The sequence below is a fragment of the Nonlabens ulvanivorans genome, from assembly GCF_032922765.1.
GTDB classification, from domain to species: domain Bacteria; phylum Bacteroidota; class Bacteroidia; order Flavobacteriales; family Flavobacteriaceae; genus Nonlabens; species Nonlabens ulvanivorans.
The window spans coordinates 1,902,763-1,915,490 of sequence record NZ_CP136694.1 but is presented as its reverse complement, the minus strand read 5'-3'; the positions used below and the strand labels follow the sequence as shown (position 1 = coordinate 1,915,490).

Below are 12,728 nucleotides of genomic sequence, written 5' to 3'. Positions count from 1 at the left end.
GATGTTTTTAATGATCTGAAGCGTGACCTGTTAACATAGGTAATAAAAATACGGTACAACGGGATTTTTAGGTCTCAATTATTTATTTAAAAACCTGTTTTATTTGGTTAGCTTATTTTGATAACCAAATCTTTTAATCGATTACTATAACCGCTCTCATTATCATACCAGCCTATTACTTTAATAAGTTTTCCTATTACAGAAGTCATTTGAGAGTCAAATATACACGAGTAAGGGTTGCCAGAAATATCAATGGAAACTAAAGGTACGTCAGTGTAAGAAAAGGTGTTAGGATTTGCTTCTGCGAAAGCGAGAAAGGCAGCATTAACTTCATCGATACTTGTGTCTCTTTTTACATTAATAGTCATGTCTGTAAGGCTGCCATTAGGAACTGGTACTCGTATACCACAGCCACCTATCACGTCACTAAGATGAGGGAATATTTTAGTAAGTGCTTTTGCTGCTCCAGTAGTAGTAGGAACTATGGATTGTCCAGCTGCTCTTGCGCGTCTTAAATCATTATGCGGTTGGTCATGCAGGCTTTGGTCAGAAGTGTAACTATGTACCGTGGTGATATATGCTTGTTCAACTCCACATAACTCGTCTAAAACTTTAATAAAAGGAGCTGCATTGTTAGTTGTACAACTAGCATTAGATAATATGACATCATCTTCATTTATTACATGGTCATTAACACCTAATACGACTGTTTTTATATCATCATCTACTGGTGGCGCACTTAAGATCACTTTTTTTGCACCAGCATCACGATGCTTTTGTAATTGCGCTAGCGTTTTAAATTTACCTGTAGATTCTATCACGACATCAACACCTGTCCAGTTAAGGTCTTCTAAATTTTTATGATGTGTAAATAATATCGATTTATCGTTGATAACTATTGAGTCCTCTGTATAAGTTACATCATGTGATAAAGTTCCATGAATAGAGTCATATTTCAATAGGTGTGACATGATACGATTAGAAGCTAAATCGTTTATAGCAACAACTTCTATTATATGATCGTCATTTAGAACGGTTCTCAAAAATGTACGACCGATGCGACCAAATCCATTAATAGCTACTTTAATCTTTACCATGTATCGTGCAAATTGGTCTTGATGTTACGTTGTGTGTTGTTCAAATAATTATCTAAAATAAATCCTATTACCATGCCTATCAAAAAACCGAATATGATACTTATGTTAGATATTAATGGAATTAATAATCCTGCAAAACATCCTATAGTTGTGTATTGATAGGAGTCTTTAATTCTTAGCATGTTTTGCATAAAAAGAAGTGTAGATTTCAAACTCTCTTTTACTACTTTTCTTTCGATATTAGAATCGCTTATACGACACAACTGTACTTCAAGTTCTTTATTAAGAATATCTAATTCATTTTGATTTAGATCCAGATTCTTAACTTCGATAAGAAGTTCATTCCATTTATCAAGTAATTTTAAAGACTTGCGATCAGTGGTTAATACTCGATAAGAGTTTATAGTTTGTTGTGCTTCTTCTATTCTCATTATCAATATACTTTGATATATTAGTGTAAGTGGAGTAGATTAAGTTACGTATTTTGATGCTTAAAGGCAAAAAATTATAAAATGTGTTTATGAGCTTTATAAGAACTTCTCACTAGAGCACCGCTTTCCACATGGCGGAAGCCCATCTCTAAGCCTATCGTTTCATATTTCTTAAATTGCTCTGGTGTTATAAACTCTTTTACTGGCAGGTGTTTTTTAGAAGGTTGTAGATACTGACCTATAGTCACTACATCTACATTATTATCGCGCAAATCTTTCATTACTTGAATCACTTCTTCTTCACGTTCACCTAGACCCAGCATAATACCAGATTTTGTTCTATTAATACCTTGCTCTTTTAAATAGCGTAGTACTTCTAGACTGGTGTCATATTTTGCTTGGATACGTACCTCGCGAGTTAAACGACGGACCGTTTCCATGTTATGAGAAACTACCTCTGGATTAGCCTCTACAATACGATCTATGTTGCGCTTATTACCTTGAAAATCTGGTATTAATGTTTCTAGAGTTGTTTCTGGATTCATGCGGCGTATAGCAGCCACGGTTTCTTTCCATATAATAGAACCCATGTCTTTTAAATCGTCACGATCTACACTGGTTACAACAGCGTGTTTAATACCCATTAATTTAATAGATCGTGCAACTTTCTCTGGTTCTGCCCAATCAATATCATCTGGGCGACCTGTTTTAACACCACAAAATCCACATGATCTTGTACACGTGTTACCTAATATCATAAAAGTGGCAGTACCTTCAGTCCAGCATTCACCCATGTTAGGGCAACTACCCGAAGTACATATGGTATGTAAATCATATTTATCAACCAGACCACGTAATTCTTTATATTTCTTCCCTACAGGAAGCTTAACGCGTAACCATTTAGGTTTCCCTTTTGCAGGTGGCGCGATGGATTCTTTTACTGTATTCATACTACAAATTTAGGTATAAAGCTTTTGTGAGAAGTATTGTAGTCGTTAAAAATCTGTCAAACTGACTATTTCCAGCGTTTTGGTGGTTTTCCTGCGTTGGTGAAGAAAAGTCCTAGTTGCGTAAAGACTAGAAGTATTTCTAAAAAGGGTATAAATGGTATAATATCGCTTTCGCGAAAGCGAGATAAACCTTTCCCTACAACTAACCAGATAATGGTGTATCTTAAAATCACTAATCCTAGGATATACAACCAATTGATCCCAAATATAAAGCCTACTATTGAAGCTATAAAGAAGCCAATCTGAGAGAAAAAATAAAGTCCTAATAAGAATTTATGTTTGCCTTTATAATGAGAAGCAGTATTGATATGGCGGCGTTTTTGAGTCCACCATTTAGTCCATGTGTTTTTAGGAGTGCTTACTGTAAATGCGTCGGGTTCGATAATTACTGAGGTATTATCCTTAGTAGCTGCTTGATTTACAAAAAGATCATCATCACCACCTAGTACCTTCATGTGATCTATGAAACCGCTGACGTTATAAAATTGCTTTGAGGTGTAAGCTAGATTGCGACCTACTCCCATATATGGATTCCCGTGCAATGCATAACTCATATACTGTATGGCAGTTATGCCAGTTTCATATCTAATTAGAGCATTAAGAATTGAATACTTTTTTTTCTCATAACCACCGTAACCTAATACAATACTTTTATGATTAGTAAAGCCGCTGGCCATAGTTTTTAACCAGTTATTACTTGCCGGTTTGCAATCTGCATCTATAAAGATTAGATTTTCATTAATGGCCTTTTTGATGCCTAGAGTAAGTGCGTATTTTTTATTTCCCCAAAAACTTTCGTTATTAACAACATCTACCTTTTTAACTCTGGCATCTAGATCTTGAAAATGCTCTATAACCTCTAATGTGTCATCAATAGAAGCGTCATTGATTAATATGATTTCAAAGTTAGGATGAGTTTGCTGTAGTAGTAAGGGAACTAGTGTTGTGAGGTTATCTTGTTCATTTTTTGAACATACAATAACAGATACTGCATCTTGAGATGTGTTATTTAGAGATGATTTATAAAAACCAACTCGAGCCAAAAAGAAATAATATATTATATTAATAAGCACAAATCCCGCCAGGACTATAAACGCTATGCCTATTTCCATCTTTTAATTAAGATTCTAAAGATGGGTTTTTACAATCTTGCTCTTCGGGTAATTTACCGCACATACCGCAAGCTTCACCATCCTTATTAAGAAAAGGGCTTTGACTAGCACAAGTTCCTGCAAATTTCCCGTCTTTTTTTGCCCATATCTTGATAGCTATTCCCGCAACTGCAAGAGCTAATATACCTATAGTAATAAAGAGTAATTCCATAGTGCAAATTTAAGAATAATAAGTGATGTATTCTTAATTCTGAATTAAATTCACTTCAGTTTCAATAGTGATTCCATATCTGTTTTGAACCATCGATTGGATTTCTTTTGCAAGTGCAATTATTTCTTGTCCGCTAGCATTACCATGGTTTACTAGAACTAACGCTTGTTTATCATGTACACCAGCATCACCACGTCGTTGACCTTTAAAACCACATTGATCTATAAGCCAGCCAGCAGGTACTTTTACTTGCTTTTCATTTACTGGGTAATGCGGTATAGATGGATGCATTCTTATAAGGTCTTCATAATAACTTTTTTCAATAATAGGATTTTTGAAAAAACTACCGCTATTACCTATCACTTTTGGATCAGGTAATTTGCTGCTCCTTATATTAATTACAGCTTGTGCAACAGATTGTATGGATGGCTCTATTTGTAGGTTCTCTAATTCGTTTAGGATTGCACCATAACTAGTTTTGAGCTGGTAATCATTTGTCTTTGTGATATCTGTAAGCTTAAAAGTTACGGACGTTATTACATATTTGCCTAAAGCTTTATTCTTAAAGATGGATTCTCTGTAACCAAATTTACAATCTTCTAAATGGAGTGTTTTTACATCACCTGTTTTAATATTCATAACGGTGCATGAAACAAAAGTATCCTTTAACTCCACTCCATATGCACCTATATTTTGAATAGGAGAGGTGCCTACATTACCAGGTATGAGAGCCATGTTCTCAATTCCAGCCCAATTATTTTCAATGCAAAAAATGACAAAGTCATGCCAGTTTTCTCCTGCCATTGCTTGTACAAACACATGTTCATTATCTTGTTTCAATAAATCTATTCCTTTAAGATTTACATGAACAACAGGTCTTTCAATATCATTAAGTAGTAACATATTACTACCGCCACCTAAAAGAAATACTTCCTTATTGTAATAATAAGCAAGCACTTCTCTAAGTTGCTTTATAGTAGATACAGATGTATATGCTTTTGCAAAAGCATATATTCCAAAGGTGTTGTACTCCTTAAGAGAGAAGTGTGATCTTATTTCAATCACGCGTTATATGCTTTAAGAGCTTCTGCTAAGATTTGAACTGCTTTTATTAAAGATTCTTTTTCAAGAACGTAAGCGATTCTGATTTGATTTTTACCTACACCAGGAGTGCTATAAAAACCAGCTGCTGGAGCTACCATTATAGTTTCATTATCTAATTGAAAAGATTCTAGCATCCATTGGGCAAATGCATCTGTATCATCAACAGGTAATTGAGCAACACAATAAAATGCACCACCTGGATTTGCAACTTCTACACCTGGTATGTTTTTAAGGCCTGCTATAAGGATATCTCTACGCTCAATATATTCTCCTATAACCTCGTTAAAGTAAGCTTGTGGAGTATCTAGAGCGGCTTCGGCAGCAATTTGAGCAAATGTTGGAGGACTTAATCTAGCTTGAGCAAATTTCATAGCTGTAGCCATGACCTCTTTATTTTTAGAAACCATACATCCTATACGAGCACCACACATACTATATCTTTTAGATACAGAATCAATCATTATGGCATGTTGTTCTAAACCTGGTATATTCATTACTGACAGATGCTCACGACCATCATATGCAAACTCTCGATAGACTTCGTCAGCCACTAAGAATAAATCATGTTTTTTTACTAGCGCTGCTAGTTGATTCATCTCATCTTGGGTGTATAAGTAACCAGTTGGGTTACCAGGATTACAAATTAGAATTGCTTTAGTATTATCGGTAATAAGTTTTTCAAAATCACTTATAGAAGGTAATGCGAAATTATTTTCAATTTTAGTAGATATAGGTTTTACTGTAACACCACTTGCTGTTGCAAAACCATTATAGTTTGCATAAAAGGGTTCTGGTATGATTACCTCATCTCCGTAATCGCATATGCTACCCATAGTGAACAACAGTGCTTCACTACCACCTGTAGATACAATCACGTCATCTATAGTTAATCCCATTTTTATTTTATTGTAATGAGCAACTAATTTTGTACGATACGACTCGTTTCCAGCACTATGACTATATGCTAGAATTTCCATGTCAGTGTCTTTTACCGCTTGTATAGCTTGATTAGGTGTTTTTATATCTGGTTGACCTATGTTCAGAGGATAGATATGTATTCCTCTTTTTTTTGCTGCTTCTGCAAACGGAACTAGTTTTCTAACCGGTGAAGATGGCATTTTGGCACCTTTGTGGGATATTGCTGGCATGTATTTCTATTTTGTTTTGCAAATGTAATACGACTAAGGTCTATATAAAAACGATTATGATTTCCTTATATTTATGTTTTATGAAAAATTATTTGATTGTTCTGTTTCTAGTATTCTTTGGCTACAATATTAAAGCGCAAGAAAACTTAGGATTTATTTTAAATAATGATGTAAAAAAAGAAATTATACCTTTTGAACTGGCGTCTAATTTAATTATTGTGCCTGTTCAAGTAAATGGTGTACTACTTAATTTTATTGTGGATACCGGATCTACAAGAACAGTTGTTTTTGATTTTAAAGGAATTGATACCTTGAACATTAAAAAAGAAAAGATTGTTAGATATTCAGGTAAAAAAAATAATGTTGATTTTGTGGAGGCCTATTTCAGTGACAATAATATCATCACTATAGGACGTGGATTGATTGATTCAAGTGCCGAAATAGTAGTTATGAAGCAATCAAACTCTTATTTTGTTGAGCGATTAGGAATGAACGTTAATGGAATTTTGGGGACAGATTTTTTTAAAAAATATATAATTAAGATTGATTACGTCTCACAAAACATATATGTGTTCAATCGAAAATTCAAATTACCTAGGAATGTTAGAAAAGCAAAATTTGAGCCAATCAAATTAATAAAGGGAAAGCCGTATATCAATGGTGAAATTGCTAACAATAATAGTGTCCTAATAACTGATGTTCTTATTGATACTGGAAGTAGCGACTCATTATGGCTACATGAAATTGATTCTTTAAACTTTAGTTATCCTAGGTCAGGTTTCAATGATTATTTAGGATATACATTAACCGGCGAGATTTATGGTCGCAGGTCAAAGTTAGATCAACTCTCAATATCTGGATTTAAAATGGAAAGACCAACGGTTTCATTTCCAGATTATAAAAAATCATTAGGGATGAGGGCAAATAAAAATGTAACTAACAATAGCAATGGTTCTATTGGCGGTGAAATCCTGAGACGCTTTGATGTAATTTTTGACTTTGAAAACCAACTAATTTCTTTAAGTCCAAATTCTAATTTTAATGATGGCTTTTATTATAATATGGCAGGTATTCAATTAAAAGTTGAAGGCATGAATTTAGTAGTTACCAGAGAGAAGGGTTTTTGGGCAAAAAGCTTTTATCGAAATGATGGATAAGAAAACCAATCAGTTTCTAATACAACTAAGTTAATTTATGAATTTTCCCCCAATGTTATCGTATCTGAAGTTAGAAGTAATTCACTTGCTGAAATTGCAGGCATCAGAAAAGGAGATTTAATATTAAAAGTCAACTCAACTAAAAGCAGAAATATGACTTTACAATCTATTAATAAGAAATTTTATACGAACCCATATAGCAATTTAAAACTAACAGTAAAAAGAGGAGAATCAACTTTAAACTTTAATTAATTCCCCTAATAGAATGATTTTACATCTTCATTTTCTCTTCTTCGTCATTATTGTCTGTACTTGCAGGTAATACTTCACCAACTAAGTTTAAAGGGATAAGTTTCTCTTTTGTATTTGTATTTGCTGTAATAGTTTTAACGATTGGCCCTACTTTTTCAGTGTCATATTTTACTTTAATTTCACCTTTTTCTCCAGGAGCTATAGGTTCTTCTGGTTGAGCTACGATATCACAATTACATGCTGAATAGATATTATAGATTTTTAAAGGGTGTTCACCAGTATTAGTAAAGGTGAAAGTGCGCACACCGTTACTGCCTTTTTCTATTTTACCATAGTCTATTGTTGTTTCAACAAATTTTACTGTAGTTGTTTTGTCAAGAGTAGATTCATCTTGTGCATTTATGAATTGCGCAAAACCGATTGCTATTAATAAAAAGAAGATATTTTTCATTTTCGTATTTCTTTATCGTGAATAAAAGTAATTATTACTACTTAAAGCCTCTGTTAATGATGTGTATAATTTAAGTAAATAGTACTTTTGTCGATGAAATTTCAAAAACTAAGCCAAAAATGTCCTTAGCAGCAAAATATGATTCAAAAACCACAGAAGATAAGTGGTATCAGTACTGGATGGAGAATGATTTTTTTAAATCAGTTCCAGACGAGCGTGAAAGTTATACGATTGTCATTCCACCACCTAATGTTACAGGTGTACTGCATATGGGTCATATGCTTAATAATACAATTCAAGATGTCCTTATAAGAAGGGCACGTTTAAAAGGTTATAATGCATGTTGGGTGCCTGGTACAGACCATGCATCGATAGCTACAGAGGCAAAAGTTGTTAAGAAACTTAAAGAACAAGGCATTGATAAAAATGACTTGAGTAGAGAAGAGTTTCTTGCACATGCTTGGGACTGGACAGAAGAGTACGGTGGTATTATTCTGGAGCAACTTAAAAAATTAGGGGCCAGTTGTGATTGGTCTCGTACTAAATTTACGCTCGATGACGACATGTCAGCTTCTGTAATCAAGGTCTTTGTAGACTTATACAATAAAGGTATGATTTATCGTGGTTTCCGTATGGTAAATTGGGATCCAGAGGCAGAGACTACTCTTAGTGATGAAGAGGTGATTTATGAAGAACGTAATGGTCACTTATACCATTTAAAATATCAGATTAAAGGAAGCAATGATTTTATTTCAATTGCAACCACACGTCCCGAGACTATCCTAGGAGACACAGCAATCTGCGTACATCCAGATGATGATCGATATACAGATCTAGTAGGTAAAACAGTTATCGTACCTATTGTAAATCGTGAGATTCCTGTGATCGCAGATGAATATGTCGATATGGAGTTTGGAACAGGAGCACTAAAGATTACTCCTGCACATGATGAAAACGATAAGAAGATAGGAGAGACGCATAAATTAGAAGTAATTGATATATTCAATGCAGACGCGACTTTAAATAGCTATGGATTGCATTATGCAGGTAAAGATCGATTTCTTGTGCGTAAAGAAATATCCAATGAGCTCGAGGAAAAAGGCTTCTTAATTAATAAAGAAAACCATGTTCATAAAGTAGGAACTAGTGAACGTACTGGAGCTGTAATTGAGCCACGATTGAGTGATCAATGGTTTTTAAAAATGGAAGACCTTGCGCAGCCTGCAATTAAAGCAGTGCGTGAGGATATAGTAGAATTATTACCAGCAAAATTTAAGAGTACTTATTTTCACTGGATGGAAAATGTACGCGATTGGAATATTTCACGTCAATTAATGTGGGGACAACGTATACCAGCTTATTTCTATGGCGATGGTAAGGAAGATTTTGTAGTTGCTACCTGTATTGAAGATGCGATTACGCTTTCGCGAAAGCGAACTAATAATGACAACCTGCAAGCATCAGATTTACGTCAGGAAAATGATGTTCTCGATACATGGTTCTCTAGTTGGTTATGGCCTATAAGTGTGTTTAATGGTGTGCTTGAGCCAGAAAATGAAGAGATCAATTACTATTATCCTACTAGAGATTTAGTGACAGGCCCAGATATTTTATTCTTTTGGGTTGCACGTATGATAGTTGCCGGATATGAATTAAGAGATGAGAAACCATTTGACAAAGTATATCTAACGGGATTAGTACGTGATAAACAACGTCGTAAAATGTCGAAATCTCTCGGTAATTCTCCAGATGCTCTAGGGTTAATAGAGAATTATGGAGCAGATGGTGTTAGAGTAGGACTTTTATTGAGTGCTGCTGCAGGAAATGATATTATGTTTGATGAAGACCTATGCCAGCAAGGTAAGAGCTTTGTAAATAAAATGTGGAATGCCTATCGGTTAATTGATGGATGGGAAGTTGATGAAACACTATCTCAACCAGCACATGCTCTACAAGGTTTAAACTGGTATAAATCGAGATTTGCTCAAGTCTTAAATGAGGTCGAGGACCACTATTCTAAATATAGAATAAGCGATGTGCTCATGACGAGCTATAAGTTAATATATGATGACTTTTGTGGTTGGTTACTTGAAATTATAAAACCAGAATATCAAAAACCTATAGATCCTAAAACACTTTTTGAGGTAATTGCACTTTTTGAAGATAATTTGAGGTTAATGCATCCATTTACTCCTTTTATTACTGAAGAGTTATGGCAATCGATTGCCGCTAGAGATGTAAAAGATGCTTTGTGTATTAACACTTGGCCAGTTGCTGATGCGATAAATCAATCATTATTAAATGATTTTGAACTGGTTCAAGATGTGATTTCTGGAATAAGAACTGTACGTAAGGAAAAGCAAATAAGCTTTAAGAATGAGATTACCTTGAACGCCATTAATAATGAGGAGTTGTCAGGTGAATATGACAGTCTTATTATGAAAATGGGTAACGTTTCTCAAATACATCTAGTTGAAGAACAAGTAAGTGGTGCGGCTAGTTATCGTGTGAAGTCTAATGAGTATTTCATACCGTTAGAAGGAAATATAGATGTCGCTGCAGAAATTGAAAAACTGTCTGGAGAGCTTAAGAGAGCTCAAGGGTTTTTAATTGGTGTTCAAAAGAAGCTAGGAAACGAAAGGTTTGTTAATAATGCTGCCGTTGAGATAGTTGATAAGGAAAAACAAAAAGAAGCTGATACACTTGCAAAAATTGAAACAATAGAGGCTAGTATGAAAGCTTTGAAAGGATAGGTTATCCTACTTTAATAATATTTGAAAACGACCTTTAATTAATAAAGGTCGTTTTTTATATTTAAGACTTTTAAGTAAATATGATACAACTCAAATTTCCGATAATATTAATTTCAGGTAAGGAGTCATTTATAGAGCATCCGTTGGTGATTTTAATATTTGCTGTGTTAATTCTTATCGGTCTGGTAAAAGGAACTATTTGGCTTATGAGATATCTTTTGAAGCCAATTGAAAAGAAAAATAAGGATGTCTAGAAGGTTACCACGGTTTAGGATATAAATCCTCAATGATTTTTATGTATCTCTCTTTAGCATCTTCTTTGGTGATTTGTTGAACTTGTATAATAGCATTCATTTTAAATGCGCTGCGCAAATCATTAGTTTCAAAACTGCGATTATTAACATAAGGTTCATCAATAGCTCTTTTGTAATAAGCATACAAATGCAATTGAAGTTCAAGAGGAACTAATGATTGTTCTTCTTGACTAGCTTTTTCAAATGCAGCTTGAAACTTTTTATTGAGTTCTTCCTTAGTCATTAAAATTGCGCTAACACGGTAATACCACCTTTTACTTTTTGATTCAATTCTACATTTACAGGAGTATCTATCGGTAGATAAACGTCTACTCTTGAGCCAAATTTAATGAAGCCACTTTCACTTCCTTGTGCAACGTCATTATTTTCAACAGCATAATTAACGATACGTTTTGCTAGAGCACCTGCTATTTGACGATGCATTACTTGTTTACCGTTCTTGTGATCAACAACAACGGTTGTACGTTCATTTTCTTCACTGGCTTTAGGATGCCAGGCTACTAGATATTTTCCTGGATGATATTTACTATAACTCACTTTACCGCCTATAGGATACCTTGTGACATGGACATTAATGGGTGACATGAAGACAGATATCATTAAACGTTCACCTTTAAAATATTCATTTTCTTGAACCTTTTCTATGACTACAACTTTTCCATCTACAGGAGATACTATAGTCTTGTCATCTAGTATTGTCGCTCTCTTTGGATTTCTAAAGAACTGTAAGATGATAATTAAAAAAACTAATCCTAGGGCAATTAACGTGTAGGAAAGCCAGTTAGGCATATCGATTTGTGTTGCTATTGCAGTAAGCATACCAGCAACGGCTATTCCTATTAATATAGAAATGGTTCCTTCTTTATGAAACATAGTTGAGTATTGTGAAAAATAAGTAAGCAAATGGTGCTGCAAATATAATACTGTCCATCCTATCAAAGATACCTCCATGGCCAGGCATTATACTTCCGCTATCTTTAACTGCAGCTTGTCTTTTGATCTTAGACTGAATTAAATCACCTATAGTCCCAAAGAAAGCTACGATGAAAGCTAGTACAATCCATTGCCATAAACCATAAACACCAACATAATAGTGTAGAGCAACTCCAGCGAGAAGTGCCATTACTAATCCGCCTAAAAACCCTTCAATAGTCTTTTTTGGAGAAATACGTTCTAATAATTTGTGTTTACCAAAGTTCTTTCCAGTGATGTAGGCAAAGCTATCATTAACCCATATGATGCTGAAAATACCTATCAGTAATTCAGGTTTGTATTCTTCTACAACATCTGGTATTAAAGCTAGAAATAAGCTACTACCTATTAAATAAAGTAGCGCTATAATATGTTTTTTTGTATTAAATAAGGGTATTCTATTCAATAAAACTAAATCCCTAATTAGATAAACGTTTACCAGTAGTGTTGCGCCTAATAAGCTATAGATTGCATAGTTGTAATAGGGTTGATAAATGGCAGGCCAATCATACCAGACTAGCAAAATATAGCTGATAGGTAGCATTGGATAAATCAATAACTGTTTTAACCGTATCATTGGCATTAATTCGATCAAACAAATAAATGCAAAAACACAAAATAGCAGAATAAAAACATCCCTAGAGTATAAGGCGCTTAAAACTACTAATGAAACATACATGATTCCTGAAACGGAACGTACTAATAATTCACGCATC

14 protein-coding genes are annotated in these 12,728 nt (G+C 34.2%); 3 read left to right on the top strand and 11 right to left on the bottom strand.

Annotated elements, in window-relative coordinates; genetic code table 11:
• Positions 1 to 107 precede the first annotated feature (107 nt).
• The 7 genes from gap to R1T42_RS08590 form a co-directional block, all read right to left on the bottom strand.
• On the bottom strand, positions 108 to 1,097 hold the full coding sequence (gap, locus tag R1T42_RS08620) for a type I glyceraldehyde-3-phosphate dehydrogenase (RefSeq protein ID WP_317290037.1): 990 nt from the start codon (positions 1,095 to 1,097) through the stop codon (positions 108 to 110).
• On the bottom strand, positions 1,091 to 1,528 hold the full coding sequence (locus R1T42_RS08615) for a hypothetical protein (protein ID WP_036580223.1): 438 nt from the start codon (positions 1,526 to 1,528) through the stop codon (positions 1,091 to 1,093). The genes gap and R1T42_RS08615 overlap by 7 nt, the downstream gene beginning before the upstream one ends.
• 74 nt (positions 1,529 to 1,602) lie before the next feature.
• The gene (gene lipA / locus R1T42_RS08610; RefSeq protein WP_036580226.1) at positions 1,603 to 2,478 is read right to left on the bottom strand and encodes a lipoyl synthase; all 876 of its coding nucleotides are present in this window, start codon (positions 2,476 to 2,478) and stop codon (positions 1,603 to 1,605) included.
• A 65-nt stretch (positions 2,479 to 2,543) separates the two neighbouring features.
• Positions 2,544 to 3,650 carry a glycosyltransferase gene (locus tag R1T42_RS08605; RefSeq protein WP_317290036.1) on the bottom strand — a complete coding sequence of 369 codons (1,107 nt, stop codon included), beginning with the start codon at positions 3,648 to 3,650 and terminating at the stop codon, positions 2,544 to 2,546.
• A gap of 7 nt (positions 3,651 to 3,657) precedes the next feature.
• Positions 3,658 to 3,861: a hypothetical protein gene (locus tag R1T42_RS08600; RefSeq protein ID WP_036580230.1), complete on the bottom strand. Its 204-nt coding sequence runs from the start codon at positions 3,859 to 3,861 to the stop codon at positions 3,658 to 3,660.
• 33 nt (positions 3,862 to 3,894) lie between these two features.
• Positions 3,895 to 4,923: a UDP-N-acetylmuramate dehydrogenase gene (murB, locus tag R1T42_RS08595; protein WP_317291860.1), complete on the bottom strand. Its 1,029-nt coding sequence runs from the start codon at positions 4,921 to 4,923 to the stop codon at positions 3,895 to 3,897.
• Positions 4,923 to 6,113, bottom strand: coding sequence for a pyridoxal phosphate-dependent aminotransferase (locus R1T42_RS08590; RefSeq protein ID WP_317290035.1), 1,191 nt, complete (start codon positions 6,111 to 6,113; stop codon positions 4,923 to 4,925). Before R1T42_RS08590 ends, murB begins: the two co-directional genes overlap by 1 nt.
• 80 nt (positions 6,114 to 6,193) lie before the next feature.
• Here R1T42_RS08590 and R1T42_RS08585 point away from each other — a divergent pair, with 80 nt between their 5' ends.
• Both R1T42_RS08585 and R1T42_RS14350 read left to right on the top strand, forming a co-directional pair.
• A complete protein-coding gene (locus R1T42_RS08585; protein WP_317290034.1) occupies positions 6,194 to 7,270 on the top strand; it encodes an aspartyl protease family protein in 1,077 nt (358 codons plus the stop codon).
• Between the two features lie 33 nt (positions 7,271 to 7,303).
• On the top strand, positions 7,304 to 7,522 hold the full coding sequence (locus R1T42_RS14350; protein ID WP_394805720.1) for a PDZ domain-containing protein: 219 nt from the start codon (positions 7,304 to 7,306) through the stop codon (positions 7,520 to 7,522).
• A 19-nt stretch (positions 7,523 to 7,541) separates the two neighbouring features.
• Here R1T42_RS14350 and R1T42_RS08580 read toward each other — a convergent pair whose 3' ends face one another.
• Positions 7,542 to 7,973, bottom strand: a complete 432-nt coding sequence (locus tag R1T42_RS08580; RefSeq protein ID WP_317290033.1) for a DUF1573 domain-containing protein — start codon at positions 7,971 to 7,973, stop codon at positions 7,542 to 7,544.
• A 119-nt stretch (positions 7,974 to 8,092) separates the two neighbouring features.
• On the opposite strand from R1T42_RS08580, the gene R1T42_RS08575 reads away from it, so the two are divergent.
• Positions 8,093 to 10,726, top strand: coding sequence for a valine--tRNA ligase (locus R1T42_RS08575; protein WP_317290032.1), 2,634 nt, complete (start codon positions 8,093 to 8,095; stop codon positions 10,724 to 10,726).
• Between the two features lie 258 nt (positions 10,727 to 10,984).
• On the opposite strand, the gene R1T42_RS08570 is transcribed toward R1T42_RS08575, so the two are convergent.
• Genes R1T42_RS08570 through R1T42_RS08560 form a run of 3 tightly spaced genes read right to left on the bottom strand, consistent with a single transcriptional unit; the run spans position 10,985 to position 12,727 of the window.
• Positions 10,985 to 11,263 (bottom strand): acyl-CoA-binding protein, encoded by a 279-nt coding sequence (locus R1T42_RS08570; protein ID WP_317290031.1) that lies wholly within the window; start codon positions 11,261 to 11,263, stop codon positions 10,985 to 10,987.
• Complete coding sequence (locus tag R1T42_RS08565) at positions 11,263 to 11,913, bottom strand: phosphatidylserine decarboxylase family protein (RefSeq protein WP_317290030.1); 651 nt, start codon at positions 11,911 to 11,913, stop codon at positions 11,263 to 11,265. The genes R1T42_RS08570 and R1T42_RS08565 overlap by 1 nt, the downstream gene beginning before the upstream one ends.
• Positions 11,903 to 12,727, bottom strand: coding sequence for a phosphatidate cytidylyltransferase (locus tag R1T42_RS08560; RefSeq protein ID WP_317290029.1), 825 nt, complete (start codon positions 12,725 to 12,727; stop codon positions 11,903 to 11,905). Before R1T42_RS08560 ends, R1T42_RS08565 begins: the two co-directional genes overlap by 11 nt.
• Position 12,728: the final 1 nt, after the last annotated feature.